We start from the raw sequence: 16,699 nt of genomic DNA on the forward strand, positions 1-16,699 counted from the left end.
GTACAGTTTTCCTCGATGGCACGTAAAAGTGATAATAAGCTATATGCCTAACGCCTACACCTAATGCAATTTGACATAGCGCTGCGATGATGTACATATCTCAAAGGGCGGGAATCGAGGAACGAGATGTAGCAATTTGAGTTCACTTTTGGGTGAATTGTACATCATCGGTTTCGGCTATGAGTAGTTGCGTGGTTTAGCGGTTAACTTAGCAAGTACACACCAAACTGAAAATCCTCGCGGATTTTCAGAAGTAGGCGAGAAGGAGCAATTACTTATAGCCATTGTTGTGCGTTCGTTATTTAATTGTTGTAATTTCTTATCGTTAACTCTCGTTTAATTTCGTTTACCAATGCATTGCTGCTAGCAAGTATTTCTTTAATATAGGTTCTTTTATTTCCATTAACACCACCTATCACATGGTTATAATGTCTGGATAAAGCTAAATAGGTAGGTGAATTATAATTCCCTATCCAACTGGTGTCAATTTTATTTCTATCGAATTCGGGATTTCCATAGTATTTTTTCAAAAATCGGAAGGTATTTAAATCGGGATTTTTCATATACTCTCGTCCGTCCTCAGTTATTTCTCTCATGAATTGTTGATACTTTTCTATTAAAGCATAATGCTCGTTTAAATGAATTAGTAATTCTTTGTTCTTAATAATATATATTCCGCTAGTATTGAGCATTTCATTATACGTCTTTCTATTTATTTCTATATTATTCCAACTATATTGCATTACCGATTCAATATTCGCAATATCTTTTACTGATGTTGCTTTAAGTAATAGTTCTGGTATTTTTTCTTGATTGGATAGATAACCTGCCAAAATGGAATCTTGCTTAGTTAAATGTCGAATATCGAAATTGATATCTTCTTGCAGTTTCTTAATAAAGGATAATTCCTTCTTTTGTTCTTTTCTATTTTCGTTTAAATCGTTAAGCTGAATAGCTATTAAAATTCCTATAACAACAAGTAAAATTTCACCAATTGCATATTTGAAATACTTTCCAGTTTTGTTTTCCATAAGCAAGTTTTGTCTAATTTTCCTAAAGAATTTTATCATTGGTTAGTGGTTGGTTTTAATGAAGCACAACGTCCACTGTGTATCGCGAGTGAGGCGCGCCTCACGAGAAGCCATAATCGCGTCTCATTTGTTATACATACAGTTGTGTGTAGTTTCGTGAGGAGTTCTCGTAGACTTGACTAAATATACAATAAAATTGGGAGGCGAGATTAACAGTGGACGTTGGTGAGTAATTAGTAGAAAGGGAGCGTTTGCAAAACGCGATTCTACGTGCCGCAGGCAATTACTCACCAACGTTTAGTGTAAAATGCGTTTTAATGCATTTTTACACCTTGTTGTAGACAGTTTTTATTCTTCTTTGTTTTTTAAAATTACTTTAACATCTCGTTCAACTTTTTTCTGTTCCAATATTTTGAATTGCTTTTCTTTTAATTTCAAATTCTTTTCAGTCTCTCTGAATTTCCGCAATTCTTCACTACTCATTCCTTTGGTTTTTCTATTGGAAGGAAAATCCGCAATTTTGACTAATTCATGTGAGTCAGGGTCAACATAAAACTCTTTAGGGATATGTATATTATAATCATATGGTTCATTGGGATTAAGGTGTAAATATTTCTGTTCTCTTTTATCCCAAAGTCCGTCTTCCCGTTTTTCGATTAAATCGGCAACAAACCATTTTAAACAATCCTTATACTCGCTTAAGTTACTTGGTATTCTTTCCGAAACTTCTTTTTGTACATCATTCCAATTGGAACCATTTCTACCTCTTAAGAATCGAATAAGTAGTCCATAATTTATTTTACTATTAAAGAATTTAAAACTTTGTCCCATGCCCTCAAAGGTTGGCAATTCGTCCCAGTTCTTATTCTTATTCTTTTTCGTGTTTCGGGTATCCGAGTAGTCACCATCATTCACATATCGTCTTTTACTTCCAGAAGTTTTAAGTCGTGAAATCAGCCACCTTTTGTTATGTCTTTTTCCTTTATTGCTCATTTCTCAAATTGGCTACAACGGTCTCGGCTATGAGTAGTTGCGTGGGTTAGCACTTAACTTTGCAAGTACACACCAAACTGAAAATCCGCGAGGATTTTCAGAAGTAGGCGAGAACAAGCAATTATTTATAGCCATTGTTGGCAATAGTTATTTTTTATATTTATTTACTAGTACTATATTTAGCTTCCAATTCTTGTCATTGTTATAAAAATCAGTATCAATGTTAGTATTCCAATTATGCTAGTAAATCGTCCTACTTTTTTTGATTTTGTCCAACCCGATAAAGCAATCATAGCAGAAAGGGAAATAAGCCCAATCATAAATGTCAACATTCCCAAAATTCTGGCAATTTGAAAGTCATTCAATGAAACATTTTTAATATATCCTCCTGGAGTTGTAGTCATTACAATATTTACCATTGCAAAAACACTCACAAGAAAACATCCAGCTGATAAAGTCGCTGATTTCAAAATTCGATTGTTCAGTTTATCATTTTTGTCAGAAACCAGTAAATTCGCCACTACGGTAATTGAAAATCCACTTAATAACGAAGTAATCAGTAGTGTTTGCTTTCCAAGTTCATTCCAATATTCTAATGTAATTTCCATTTAAAATTTTGTTCGTTCTAATTATTGCCAACGTCCACTGTATATGGCGTAGTGAGGCGCGCCTCATGGAAAGCCATTGTTGCGCCTCATTAGCTATACACGCTGTTGTATGTAGTTTCGTGTGTAGTTCACGTAGACTTGACTAAATATACATAAAATCGGCGAGGTGCGACAAACAGTGGACGTTGGTATGTAATTAGTAGAAAGGAAGCGTTTGCAAAACGCGATTCTACGTGCCGCAGGCAATTACATACCAACGTGTTTGTGTATGAGTAGTAGCGAGCTTATATACCATACTTTTCGGAAAGTAAAATACAAAATATAAAAAGAATAGCGACTTGAATTAAGATTCAAATCGCTATTACTTATACACGTTGTTGGCGGTAGTTTTTTATTTATTTACCTCTTTAAGTAATTCAGTTGCAGCTAATTTTCCAAAATCATTAGCAGCTAAAGGACTAGCTCCTGTAATTAATTTTCGGTCTTTATGAACTGTATTATCAGCTTCTTCGTTGATGATTGTAACTCCCAAATTGTTTAATTTCTCTCCATACTTGTATGGCATATGACCTGGTGTATAACCAATCATAGGTCCTTGTTCGTCTGCAGCATCTGGAAATGAAGCGATTTTATAGCCTTTATATATATAATTATCTTTGTTACTATCTAAACCTGCTGCTAATAATGCTGCTGGACCATGACAAATTGCTAGTGTAAACATATCATTATTGTGCGACCATTTTATTAGTTTATTCACATCTTCGTTTTCTGGTAGTCCAAGCATTGCTCCATGACCTCCAGGAATAAAAATAGCAGCATAATCTGAGCTTTCATTCATAGTGTTAGCAACAAAATCAGATAAGTTTCCTGGGTTTTCAAATTTCTTTTTGAATTCAGTATATATTGCTTCTACATGTTCATCTTCTTCTGGCATTGCCCATTGTTCAATGACAACTGATTCTCCATTAGGAGTTACAACATCTACTTCAAAGCCAGCATTTCTTAAATGTAATACAGGTAGAAGTATTTCGACAGGATGATTTCCAGTTGAGAATTGTTTGCCGTTAGCCATGGTCATATTTTTTTGCTCTGTACAAATCATTAAGACCTTTTTATTTCCTGTATACTTATTTTCATAAACAGTATTATCAAAATCCGTAGTAGGAGATATTGCCAATTTTAATGCTAATGGTGACGGAATGTAAGATCCATCTTCAATTTCTGTTGGTCTCGATGTAAAGTATAAGACAATACAAGCTAGTAAAATGATGCTTACTAGAGTTAAGATTATTTTTTTCTTCATGATTTAATTTATATAAATGTTACTAATTTATCCATAGGTTTTCTAACCTTTACAAGGTTGACTAACCAATCTTTATCTACGTCTTTATAGCCTATTGGCAATAAAAGTGTACTTCGTAAGCCTTTGTCGCGCAATCCTAGAATTTTATCTAATGCATCTGGATCAAAACCTTCCATTGGTGTGCTATCTAATCCCTCGTATGCAGCTTGAGTAATAGCTGCCATAAAGGCGATATAGGTTTGTCTTGCAGCATGTTCAAAATTTTCTTCTGCGTCTTTTTGAGGATATGCATTTAGCAATTGCTGACGGTAATTTTCCCAACCTTCGTTTTTAAACCCTCTGATTTCGTTAGTTAAATCAAACATATAATTAATACGGTCTTCGGTATAATTTTCCCAAGCGGCAAAAACTAGTAAATGAGAACAATCTGTAACTTGAGATTGATTCCAAGCGATTTCTTTGATACTAGATTTAGTGTCGTCATTTGTAACTACAAACACTTCAAAAGGTTGTAAACCGCTTGATGTTGGGGCTAATCTGATAGCTTCTAAAATATTGTCTATTTTTTCTTGAGGAACTACTTCGCCATTCATAGCTTTAGTAGCATAACGTTCATTTAATTTGTCTAAAAAACTCATTGTCATATTTTAAATTATCGTACAAAACTAAATGATATTTAGAACGCAAATATGAACCTATGGTAATAAATTAATTTTTGATTCTTTCTTTTCGAATTCTACTTAAACTTTGCGGAGTAATGCCTAGATACGAAGCTATTTGATAGTTAGGTATTATCTTTTCAAATTCGGTATATTCTTTAATGAATTGATTGTATTTTTCAGTTGCAGATAGTGCTAACAAACTCAAAATTCGTTTTTGAAGTGCAGAAATCCGTTTTTCAAAATTCTTACGCTGAATGGTTTCAAATTGAGGAAATTTTTGATAAAATTTTTCAACTTTAGAATTGTCGATTATTAAAACCTTAGAATGGGTTAGGCTTTCGATGGTGACAACAGATTTGTTATCTGTATAAAGTGTTATATAATCACTTATCCACCAGTTCTTAATGGCAAATTGTATTGTGTGTTCTTTTCCGTCTTCAGTTTTGAAAAAAGAACGCAAACAACCACTTGCAACAAATACATGTTCTTTTTTAATAGAGTTATCAGTAAGTATTTGTTCTCCTTTAACTAAGTTTTTTTCTTTGATTATTTCATTTAATTTATTTTCTATTTCAGGTGAAATTGTAACCGTATTTTTAAAATAATCTAAAAGTTCATTCATATATTCAAATTACCGCCAACGGTCTCGGCTATGAGTAGTTGCGTGGGTTAGCACTTAACTTTGCAAGTACGCACCAAACTGAAAATCCACAAGGATTTTCAGAAGTAGGCGAGAACAAGCAATTACTTATAGCCATTGTTGTACCCAGTTATTCATTTTTAAGTGCAGGGATTAATCTGTCTTGTAAAACTCTAAAAGTAGACTTTTCAGCCCTGTCATTAATATTCCATCCGTTAAAAATGACTAATAATTCATATTCAGGTGCTACCATTAAAAATTGACCACCGAAACCGTTCGCAGAATAAATAATACTTTTACCATTAGTATGTTCTGGAATCCACCATTGATAACCATATCCTATCTTGCGCCTATCACCTCGATTTGTGTCTTGGATTATGGGGCTAGTCGAATCGGTAATCCAATTTTCAGATACAATTGATTTTTCATTCCATTTCCCTTTATTAAGAAATAATAAGCCAATCTTTGATAGATCTTCAGACGAAAGATACAATCCTCCTTCGGTATCAATTTCACCATCAGGTGTCTCTTTCCAATAATAATCGCTTATGCCAAGTGGGGCAAATAGTTTTTCTTCTGCCCATTTATCAATTCGCTTTCCTGTTATAACCTGAACAATTTTACCTAATAAGACACTTGCTCCACTATTGTAATTGAACTTTGTACCTGGAATTGTATCCAAAGGTTTATTCAGAATAAACTTTACCCATTCATCACTTTCCTCCAATAAAACGCAATCATTTAATGGGTCGGTGTAGTCTGCCTCGTTCCATTTAAGTCCACTTCTCATAGTTAGTAAATCTTCAATGGTCATCCCTTGCTTTCTATTATCCCAAGATTGAACATTATAATTGCCAAATAGTGATGCGACTGTTGTGTTAATATCAAAATCTTTATTAGAATCTAAAGCTATACCTACAAGAATTGATGTTATAGTTTTGGTTGCTGATTGAAGTGTATGTAAGTTAGTCTTCTTGTAATAAGGATGCCAATTTGGATGATTGTAATTATATTGATGATTAGTGGTGTCAAATTTTTGAGCGATGGTTTCATAGTCCTGCTCGTATTTAAAATCTGCCAATAATTTTTCGTTTTGTATGACCATAAAACGGTCAATCAGTCCGTATTTTCCATTATTGATTTCCAAATTAATAGAATCCGCTACCGCTGAAATAACTTTTTGAACAGATAGGTATTTAGAAGTAGGGATCACTCCTTCAGTGGATTCTTTACTCTTATTTTTTGATTCACACCCGAAAACCACTATCGCTATTAAAACTAATAATGGAAGCAATTCTATCTTAATCTTGAGTATTTTCATAATCTATGTTTTAATTGGGTACAACGTCCACTGTGTATGGCGTAGTGAGGCGCGCCTCATGGAAAGCCATTGTTGCGCCTCATTAGCTATACACGCTGTTGTATGTAGTTTCGTGTGTAGTTCACGTAGACTTGACTAAATATACATAAAATCGGCGAGGTGCGACAAACAGTGGACGTTGGTATGTAATTAGTAGAAAGGAAGCGTTTGCAAAACGCGATTCTACGTGCCGCAGGCAATTACATACCAACGTGTTTGTGTATGATTTCGTTGCGTGTTTCAGCACTAAAGTTAGCAAATAAATCACAGATAGAAAGTCCGCGAGGACTTTCGTAAGTAGGCTATAACTAGCAATGAATTATACACGTTGTTGAGGTTAGTACTTATTTTATTTACTTAACTTCAATATTCTAATTGCACCTTGAATTACCAAAATAAAAACGATTGTTCCAATAATTAAATCAGGTTTACTTGAACTCAACCAATTTACCAAAATTCCTGCGATAATTACACCTAAATTGATAATCACATCATTTGAAGTAAAAATCATACTCGCTTTCATATGAGCTTCTTCTTTACTTTTTGACTTTTGTAAAATATAAAGACAAATTCCGTTTGCGATAAGTGCAAAAATTGAAACGATAATCATTGTTGAAAAATTGGGAAGTTTTTCGTCTCCGAAAAATCTCGTTAAAACTTCTACAAATCCAATAATTGCTAGTGTAATTTGAAAATATCCAGCAAGTTTTGCAATCCGCTTTTTCTTAATTACAGTTCCGCCAACCGCAAACAAACTAATTCCGTAAACAAAACTATCGGCAAGCATATCCAAACTATCTGCAACAAGTCCCATTGATTTTGAGATAATTCCTGTTGTCATTTCGATAATGAAAAAGGCAAAATTGATTGCAAGTACAGACCAAAGTAGTTTTTTTTGGTTTGTATTTTCTTTAAATTCCGTTTGGTCGGTTTGTTCAGTTGAGATTTTTTTCCCGCCTAAATTCAGTTCGATAACTGACTTTTCGATTCTGTTAATTTCTCCGCTATGAAAAATGGTCAATTTTCGATTCGGAATGTCAAAGTCCAAATTCGCAATACTTGAAATTCCGTCCAATTTCATTCGGATTAGATTTTCCTCTGAAGGACAATCCATTTTTGTAATTTCAAATATGGTTTTTTTCACTCGGTTTCTGGGTTTTCGGTATTAACCACAACGGTCTCGGCTATGATTCCGTTGCGGCGAAAATCAGAATGATTTTCAGAGTAGGAATCAGTAGCATAGGTTAGGGGATTAAATTTAGTTTTTCTCACGGTTATAGCAATGGATTATAGCCATTGTTGTGTGTAGTTATTTTTTTATGAAGGTTTGATTGTTGTAAAACGAAATTTTGTCTTTAGAAACTATTCCCTTTTCTATTCTATTGTTACCATCTAGGGTTATAATTGAATCGTTAAGGGTGTACTTCCCATTTACTTTCTCTATATTATTATCAATTGCTTTTGTGTAGGTAACTACAAATTCAGATTCAGACAAAAACTTTATAACGTATATATCATCTATATCGATAAACTCCCATTGAGAATTTACAAGTTGTAACGGTTTTTTCTCAGTCTTATTGCATGATATTGTTAACACCAATATTAAGATTGAAATAATTTTTATGAGTTTTAAATTAACTAATTGAATCTTCATTGTTAAAGTAAAAACTGAGTTTATCATAATATGTAAATACTATTTTAGTTTGATAATATTAATTGAGCTGCTATTACGTTATGTTTAATCGTTTGGTTTGTCTGCCACATTTCGTTAAAAGTCTTCCATTTTCCTTGTGAATATATAAATGCGTCATATTGAGAATTATTTGAAACCGTGCCAATACTAGGTTCGTAGGCGTACTGTTTTTTCTTTGATCCCCTTATATTAACCTTGTATTCATATTTATTTTCTTCTATAATTAACCATTCAAAAGCTAGAAAGAAGCCTTTTTTAGGAAACTGAATATTTAAATGAGAAACGTCGACTTCAGTTTTTCTTTTTCCTTTTTTCGCTATTCCATAAATGTTTTCATTAGTAATTAAATTACCTGGTTTACCGTCTTTACTTACAGCATGGATTCTTAAATTAAATTTAGCATTCTTAACATCACTCGACGTCAAAATTTTGATTGTTTTGATGAATGGTGCTTCATCATATTCTTTGTTATAATTAAAATATCTAGCTGTAATCCATGGTACAGGACCACAACCAAAACTAGTTGTAGATTTGTTCTTAAAATCACTTACTTTTATTTCTTTACTATTTTGTCTGGCCTTTACAATAACTTCTTGTAACATTACAGTACTTGGTTCTAATTTAATAACATCATTTATTAAATTAGAGTTTAACTTTAATCTTTTGTAACCTATAGCCGAAAGAATTATCTGTTTTGGCTTATCGATATTTAATATAAATTTTCCTTGTTCATTAGAAGTGGTTCCAATGTTTTCGTTCTCTACCCAAATATTTACATATGGTATATTTTGTGAGGTTTCACTATCAATAATTTTAGCTGTTATTTGGCCAAAAAGAGAATAACCAAAAAGTAAAGAGAGTGTTAAGAATATTGTTTTCATAGATGAAGATGTAGGTTGTGTTGATGTCTAACAAGGGTTTTAACGATAATTAAAAAATTTTATTGCAGAAGGATTCAATCTTGCCAAATAAGAATAGTCAATTTTGTTGTTTAATTACACACAACGGTCTCGGCTATGAGTAGTTGTGTTGGTTAGCAATTAACTTTGCAAGTAAACACCAAACTGAAAATCCGCAGGATTTTCCGAGTACACACAAACTAAGCAATTGGTTATACACGTTGTTGTGTGCAGTTTTTTTAAACAAACGTTTTAATTTCAATTTTTGGCCTGCGTCTTTACTTTCTTAAAATTATTTTGGCCTTAATTATTTTAAATGAATTTTCAGTATCAATATTTAGTTTAGCCGCAAAAGTATATTCACCATCTTCTTTTACGGTAAAGACTGGATTGTTTTTTCCTTTTACATTTTTCTTGATTCCATATTTTATAATATACTTTTGTTTTTGATGATCTTCTCTTTCATCTTTATTTTTTTTCCAACCAAATATTGTAAAGCGATTTTCATTATATCTTTTCCAATCAGGATTTTTCTTTTTTGAAATAATCCATCTTTCATCAGAAGACAAATATCTTGGATTTGTGCTTAATGGGTTATAATTATATTGTTTATAAAATTCACCATTCTTATAAATTATCACTGAATAGCCTAACTCTAAAGCATTTTCGTACCTGTATTTTATTTTTGTCCAAAATTTAATTTTATCTCCTTTATAGAGTTTTAAAGTTTCAGAATGTTCCAATCTGTCTTCTACAGCGATATTACTTATAGCTTTTCCACAGGAATTTAATACTAATGCTAGTATTATGATTTTAATATAGTTTTTCATTAGAATATTTCAATTGTGTAATCCAAAACTATACCATAATTGCAAAGATGAAATGTTAGTTGTAAAGATTTTCTGTGCTAGTTGAAATTGCACACAACGTCCACTGTGTATGGCGTAGTGAGGCTCGCCTCATGGAAAGCCATTGTTGCGCCTCATTAGCTATACACGCTGTTGTATGTAGTTTCGTGTGTAGTTCACGTAGACTTGACTAAATATACATAAAATCGGCGAGGTGCGACAAACAGTGGACGTTGGTATGTAATTAGTAGAAAGGAAGCGTTTGCAAAACGCGATTCTACGTGCCGCAGGCAATTACATACCAACGTTCTGTATAAACTGCGTCTTAATGCAGTTTATACCTTGTTATATAGCGTTATTAATTTAGATTTTAAGTTATCTCTAACTTTACTCAAATCAACTCTGTTAAAATACTTTTCAACATCTTGAATTCCATCAAGAGTCTGGCTTATCCATTCTACTTTCACATCTCCTTCACTTAAAAGATATTCCTCTATTATTGTTTCCTTTTTAACACCAATGATTAAAAGTATTATACAAATAACAATTCCAGTTCTATCTTTTCCAGATAAACAATGAACTAGTATAGGAAATTTTAAATCAGATTTTTCAAATACTTTGATAATTTCGTTTAACCAAATTCTGACCTCTTTTTGGCTAGTATCATATTTTTCAATTTTGTTAGACATTGGGAAATGAAAATATTCTGATTTGAAAATAATAGAATCAGAACCATTTCTTAAGTTAATTATTGACCAAGCATTACCAATTTCACTTAGCTCATTTACATAATCAATACTTCCTCCCCTTAGAAGTAGTTTTTCATTTAATAACTTTTCGCCACTTATTAAATTGACAAACTCTCCTACATCTCTGAAATTAACACATCCATCTGTATAATCTAGTCCCATTTTTTATGCTATATAACGTCCACTGTGTATGGCGTAGTGAGGCGCGCCTCATGGAAAGCCATTGTTGCGCCTCATTAGCTATACACGCTGTTGTATGTAGTTTCGTGTGTAGTTCACGTAGACTTGACTAAATATACATAAAATCGGCGAGGTGCGACAAACAGTGGACGTTGGTATGTAATTAGTAGAAAGGAAGCGTTTGCAAAACGCGATTCTACGTGCCGCAGGCAATTACATACCAACGTTTGGGCTAAAAAGCGTTGCTGTCCCGAAGGGCTGCTATGATTTTTTAGCCATTGTTGTGCTTTCGTTATTTGTTTTCTTTTGCTTTGAACGCGTTTTGATTACTTCTAGGTTATTGGCTTTCAATTCTACAATTTGTTAATCTTTCTCTACTTTTTCTCCTCAATACTCGTACTTAATGGTTGCTGTAGAATCTGATGTCATTTTCCAAGAATCCTTGTAGTTACTATAATTTATGGGAGGTGTCCCACATTTTTTCTTGATTATTTAGATACTACTTTAATCCCATTTTTATATTCAGTTATATGAGATACTTTACCATTTTCATCATAAGATATCCAAGTACCATTTCCATTTTTTAATGTGCCCTTTCTTCTTTCTTTTCCCTTTATATCAAAAGATGAAATAATTTCCATTCTTAGACCGTAAGGTTCGGATGAATCGAACTTGTAAAGCACAGATTCCTCAATTTGTCCCGTGTCATAATACCAAGTAGTAACTCCATCTCTACCTCCATTTTTGTATTCTGATTGAAAAGTCATCTTATTGTTTTCAAAAACTTTAAAAACACCATTACCATCCTTAAGAATTTGATTCCCATCAGGTAAATATTGTTCCCAAAACCTAAAGTGTTCTCCATCTTTATACTCTTTAACTAATCGAGTTTCTCCATTTTCATAATAATATTTCCATTCTCCATCATGTTTATTAGTTTTCCAGTTAAATGATCCTTCTGATGACTTTTGACCATCTTTATTATAATGTGTCCATTTGCCATATCGAGAGAAGCTTCCCGTGTTATCTACAGACTTTTCAATATCAATAAATTCTTGTTTCTCACAATGGATAGAGTAACTTATGGCCAATACTTTTTCTCCTTTGCCAAATCCACCACTTGGATAAGTGTAATGCTCATCATATTTAGTGTTCTTTATATTTATGTTGATTGTTGAAAGTTTAGCTGGGCCTTTACATTCGTATTCATTAGCAACATTACCATTCTCCCAATAACTTGTCCAAGTTCCTACACTTCTGTAGTTAGCTAAATCACCCCAATCTCCATCAAAAGTATATATTAATTCATACTTACCTTCTAGAAATTTTTTTCCATTCGGATAATATCCTACCCAATCATCAATTTTTTGACCGTTTTTATAATTCCCTTTCATTTTTAGTGCACCATTTAAATAGTAATATTTCCACTCACCTATTTTTATTCCGTCAATTTTATATCCCTCACTAGTTCCAGTGAAACTTTTTTCTTGATAGTATTTTTTTTCTTTTCTTTTTTCAGGTGCTAAGTTACTAAGGTGTTTGAATGCTTTATATAAATTTACACGAATCATTCCGTTAAGGACTAGAAGCTCTATGCTAGATTTACTTGGTCTACGGTATCCATTTTCTATAAGCATAACATCCTTATCCGTTGTGTAAAGGTTTAGGTAGGCACTGGCAATTATTACCTCATGCAATTTCTCCAAAGGTAGGGTTTCAGTAAATTTATACTTCTTCAATATTTCATAGGAAAATGTAATAGAATTTTCTGTAATTTCAAATACAACATTGCTTGCATACTCTTTATCTGTATTGATGTATGAACTGTTTTGTTTGATAAACTCAATGGTTTCCTCCCAATTGGAATCCTCAGAAAAAGTTTGAGAATAACTTGATAGATATGAGATAATTAGAATACTAAGTGCAATAATTTTCATTGTTTAATTTTTTATTAAGTCTATTTATTCAAACAGTGTGCCTTTATCGTTCTTTTAATGAAGCACAACGTCCACTGTGTATGGCGTAGTGAGGCGCGCCTCATGGAAAGCCATTGTTGCGCCTCATTAGCTATACACGCTGTTGTATGTAGTTTCGTGTGTAGTTCACGTAGACTTGACTAAATATACATAAAATCGGCGAGGTGCGACAAACAGTGGACGTTGGTATGTAATTAGTAGAAAGGAAGCGTTTGCAAAACGCGATTCTACGTGCCGCAGGCAATTACATACCAACGGTCTCGTATAAGAATAGTAGCGGGTTTTAACGCATTGACTTTTCGGTTAAACACAGACCTTTTTTATATTTACTTACTTTCGTTTTAAGCGATTAAACCGCTATTATTTTTAAACGTTGTTAGCAATTGTTTTAATTTGCGTCAATTCTTTCACCAGCTCTGTTATTTGTTAATTTATCATCTTCTACTGCTATTTGACCATTTATAATTACATAATCCCAACCTGTTGATGCTTGATAAGGGTCAGTATATGTAGCATTTACTTTAAGGTTTTCAAGATTAAAGATTAAAATATCTGCATCAGCTCCTTCTTGTATTCTACCTTTATTTTTGAAAGCTGGAGCAAAACTTTGTAAACGTCTGGCTGGGTAATAACTTGCTTTCGCTATTGCGTCATTAATAGATATTGTTTTTTCATCCCTTACATAATAGGTTAGTAATCTTGTAAAACTTGAAGTTAGATTTGGATTTGATTTTACTTCCATGGTTATTGCGGGCATTCCATCTGATCCTACCATCATTGTTGGGTATTTTAAGCCTGTTTTTATCCAATCATCTTTCATGTAATGATGAATAATCATACCTTCAGGACTGTTTTTACGTTTTTCTTCCCAACTTTCCTTTGTAAACCACTCACCAGTTTCAGACCACTGAACATCTTTATAGGTAATGTCAAATATGGTTTGCCAATCTCTATTAAAAACATCCGCAGAGATAGAAGTAGAGCCAGCAGTATAAGGGAACAGTTCTACAGATATGTCAGCTCCTTTTGCATTAGCAGTGTCAATGGCTTTTAACCAATTTCCAACTTGGCCCATTGCATTCGCGTTTATATGACAAATATGAACAGCGCCACCTGTCTCTGATGACAGATCAATAAGCTCTTTTAAACCCTTAATATCACCATTAGGACCTCTTCTACTATGAGCGAAAATAACTACTTCATTTTTCTTTGCTACTTCGAACACCATTTTAAGTTCATCATTACTAATAGCAGGAGACATATAGTCTAATAATAGTCCAATACCAATTCCTCCTTTTTTAAGATCATCATCAATTAATTTACGCATTTCTTCAATTTGTGTGGCAGAGGCAATTTGGGTAAAAGCTTTACCTGGAACACTTCCTTGAAGATCACGCGAAATCATATATGCTTGGTCTTTATCTTCAATAACTTTTATTCGCGCAAATCCGTGCGCTGTAGAAGCTCCAAAATTAGCTCTTGCAGAATCTTTTATGTGATATCCATATTCCTTATGCGGAAATGCACCTGCTTCTAAATCTAAGAGTGTAGTTGCTCCATCTCTAATTTGAAAAGATTCACCTAACGGAAATGGAGAGTGCGTATGTAGATCAATAAATCCAGGAGAAGCTATCTTACCTTTAGCTTCTATAATATTTTCTCCAATAATTTTTTTTGAAGTTAATTTTTTAATTTTCCCGTCACTTATTCCAATATTCATAATTGAGTCAGTATGAGTTTCTGGGTCAATGACTCTTGCATTTAAAACAACTATGTCATATTCTTTATTAAGTTTATCATCTGACTTTGGTGATTGACAGGAAAACAGAAGTAATATTGCACTAATGTATGTAGTTATTTTCATATTTATAAATTTTTTTTGAACTGAATTTAGTAAAATATACGAACGAATTTATGTTTTCTTTTTGTAATACAGGATATAATATTGATAATATTTGCTAACGTCCACTGTGTATGGCGTAGTGAGGCGCGCCTCATGGAAAGCCATTGTTGCGCCTCATTAGCTATACACGCTGTTGTATGTAGTTTCGTGTGTAGTTCACGTAGACTTGACTAAATATACATAAAATCGGCGAGGTGCGACAAACAGTGGACGTTGGTATGTAATTAGTAGAAAGGAAGCGTTTGCAAAACGCGATTCTACGTGCCGCAGGCAATTACATACCAACGTGTTTGTGTATAAAATTCCCGATGCAACCTTTTGTCCAATTAATTCAATAGTTTCTCCATTATAGTTTACTATAACTTTATTATTTGTCTTATTAAAAGACATTTTTAACTTGTTACCGTTTTTATTATTTGATGTTTTTTTTAAGATTTCTTCAGTTTTTTGCTTTGATGTATTGTCTTCTCTTGTAAACTCTTTACATCCTAAAAAAATACGCAAATAAAGATTACTGAATATATTGATTTGTTCATAAAGTTTAATTTTTAATTATTACTTTATTGCTATTAATTATTTTATTTTTATTGGATATTATAATTAAGTAAATACCATTTTTTATACTAGCTGGAATTTCCATTTCAATAAAATCTGTATTCATTGATTTTGTTGAAAATAAGACTTTTCCATTTAAGTCAACTATCATACTATTAACATCCCCATATTGTTTATTCAAATTTATATTTATATTTTTTTTAACTGGATTGGGAAATAATGTTATCGAATTACTTTTCTCAAACTCTCCAATATTTAATGTTGTGTTAATGGTGATGGATTCAATTCTAAAATCAACCGTGTTTATTGACCCAGTGTCAATTGTTACATCCATTCTATGAACATTTTCGACTCCCGAAGATTTTGAGAATATGTCTTTAATATCGTAAAATCCTGTATTACCTGTCATCGAAAATGGTGCACTTAAAGTCCATATGTCAATTAATGTTCCTGAGGTATTATAAAATTCTATTTTTGTGTCAGTTTCTAAAGTTATTCCTGTCGCTAGAAAATAACGCCATACCATTCCATCTACTGAAAATGTAGAAGATGAATTACTTGCTTTAATTGTAAATATCATATCTTGTCCAGTAGTGTTAGATGTTTGCTGAAGTGAGTTAAGAGAGACCTGCATATTGTTTGATACAATTAAGTCAGCTCCTACAGGTGATGTGACTAATGATTTAAATCCATTCTCAGCACTATCATTTGAACCTGAACTTTGAAATGTGTATGTCTGAGCGGAGGTAGAGGATATGAAGAATATCACAAAAATAATTAAAAAACCTTTTTTCATTATAAATACTTTTATTTTATCAAAATTTTCTTCAAGATAAGAAATAAATAAAAAGTTCTCTCGCATTAATGTAATTTTAGTGGAAAACTCTTAAACCATATTTCTTTAACTTGCAAAAGAACAGAATGTTTTAAATAGGTTTGAATTATGATACACTACATAATAATATCAAAGATTATTTCTATTCTAATCAATCTTTACCCTTCGTTTAGATAGTAATTCCTCAATATCTCTAAAATTTAAAGTGAATAGAAATTTGAAATAGACAGCTAGCTTAATGTCTTTCCGTTAAATCTAAATTTTAGGAAATAATTACTTCTTCCACTTTCATAGCAGTCGATGATTTTTACATCAACAGTTTTATTCCTTTCAGTTATTTTTTTATACAGATAGCCGTTTCGAATTATGATTAGGTAGACCAAAATCATAAACACTCCTCCAAGCATAAGTCCGTATTTATTTAAATATGATAGTATTTTATTTTTCAAGGTGTTTTTTAAAAT

At 32.5% G+C, this 16,699-nt stretch carries 15 protein-coding genes; all 15 read right to left on the minus strand.

The features are described from left to right. Positions 1–302: 302 nt before the first annotated feature. A complete protein-coding gene (locus BTO05_RS00710; RefSeq protein WP_087490813.1) occupies positions 303–1,031 on the minus strand; it encodes a DUF6090 family protein in 729 nt (242 codons plus the stop codon). 348 nt (positions 1,032–1,379) lie between these two features. Next, positions 1,380–2,024 carry a hypothetical protein gene (locus BTO05_RS00715; protein WP_087490814.1) on the minus strand — a complete coding sequence of 215 codons (645 nt, stop codon included), beginning with the start codon at positions 2,022–2,024 and terminating at the stop codon, positions 1,380–1,382. A 179-nt stretch (positions 2,025–2,203) separates the two neighbouring features. Then, a complete protein-coding gene (locus BTO05_RS00720; protein WP_087490815.1) occupies positions 2,204–2,632 on the minus strand; it encodes a hypothetical protein in 429 nt (142 codons plus the stop codon). A 391-nt stretch (positions 2,633–3,023) separates the two neighbouring features. Beyond that, positions 3,024–3,935, minus strand: coding sequence for a glyoxalase III HchA (gene hchA, locus BTO05_RS00725; protein WP_087490816.1), 912 nt, complete (start codon positions 3,933–3,935; stop codon positions 3,024–3,026). 8 nt (positions 3,936–3,943) lie between these two features. Then, complete coding sequence (locus tag BTO05_RS00730; protein ID WP_087490817.1) at positions 3,944–4,573, minus strand: nitroreductase family protein; 630 nt, start codon at positions 4,571–4,573, stop codon at positions 3,944–3,946. 70 nt (positions 4,574–4,643) lie between these two features. Then, complete coding sequence (locus tag BTO05_RS00735) at positions 4,644–5,219, minus strand: Crp/Fnr family transcriptional regulator (protein ID WP_087490818.1); 576 nt, start codon at positions 5,217–5,219, stop codon at positions 4,644–4,646. A gap of 148 nt (positions 5,220–5,367) precedes the next feature. Further along, entirely contained in the window at positions 5,368–6,558 is a 1,191-nt protein-coding gene (locus BTO05_RS00740) for a serine hydrolase domain-containing protein (protein ID WP_087490819.1), read from the minus strand. A gap of 388 nt (positions 6,559–6,946) precedes the next feature. Then, positions 6,947–7,741, minus strand: coding sequence for a cation transporter (locus tag BTO05_RS00745; RefSeq protein ID WP_198295244.1), 795 nt, complete (start codon positions 7,739–7,741; stop codon positions 6,947–6,949). A 165-nt stretch (positions 7,742–7,906) separates the two neighbouring features. Beyond that, positions 7,907–8,251 (minus strand): hypothetical protein, encoded by a 345-nt coding sequence (locus BTO05_RS00750; RefSeq protein WP_087490820.1) that lies wholly within the window; start codon positions 8,249–8,251, stop codon positions 7,907–7,909. A 44-nt stretch (positions 8,252–8,295) separates the two neighbouring features. Further along, positions 8,296–9,171, minus strand: coding sequence for a carboxypeptidase-like regulatory domain-containing protein (locus BTO05_RS00755; RefSeq protein WP_087490821.1), 876 nt, complete (start codon positions 9,169–9,171; stop codon positions 8,296–8,298). A gap of 296 nt (positions 9,172–9,467) precedes the next feature. Continuing rightward, on the minus strand, positions 9,468–10,019 hold the full coding sequence (locus BTO05_RS00760) for a hypothetical protein (RefSeq protein ID WP_087490822.1): 552 nt from the start codon (positions 10,017–10,019) through the stop codon (positions 9,468–9,470). A gap of 353 nt (positions 10,020–10,372) precedes the next feature. Beyond that, complete coding sequence (locus BTO05_RS00765) at positions 10,373–10,948, minus strand: tyrosine-protein phosphatase (protein WP_087490823.1); 576 nt, start codon at positions 10,946–10,948, stop codon at positions 10,373–10,375. A gap of 506 nt (positions 10,949–11,454) precedes the next feature. Then, the gene (locus BTO05_RS00770) at positions 11,455–12,903 is read right to left on the minus strand and encodes a toxin-antitoxin system YwqK family antitoxin (RefSeq protein ID WP_087490824.1); all 1,449 of its coding nucleotides are present in this window, start codon (positions 12,901–12,903) and stop codon (positions 11,455–11,457) included. A gap of 427 nt (positions 12,904–13,330) precedes the next feature. After that, positions 13,331–14,806 carry an amidohydrolase family protein gene (locus BTO05_RS00775; RefSeq protein ID WP_087490825.1) on the minus strand — a complete coding sequence of 492 codons (1,476 nt, stop codon included), beginning with the start codon at positions 14,804–14,806 and terminating at the stop codon, positions 13,331–13,333. 580 nt (positions 14,807–15,386) lie between these two features. Continuing rightward, a complete protein-coding gene (locus BTO05_RS00785) occupies positions 15,387–16,262 on the minus strand; it encodes a T9SS type A sorting domain-containing protein (RefSeq protein WP_087490827.1) in 876 nt (291 codons plus the stop codon). Positions 16,263–16,699: the final 437 nt, after the last annotated feature.

Source organism: Winogradskyella sp. PC-19 (assembly GCF_002163855.1).
In the GTDB taxonomy this organism is placed as follows: domain Bacteria; phylum Bacteroidota; class Bacteroidia; order Flavobacteriales; family Flavobacteriaceae; genus Winogradskyella.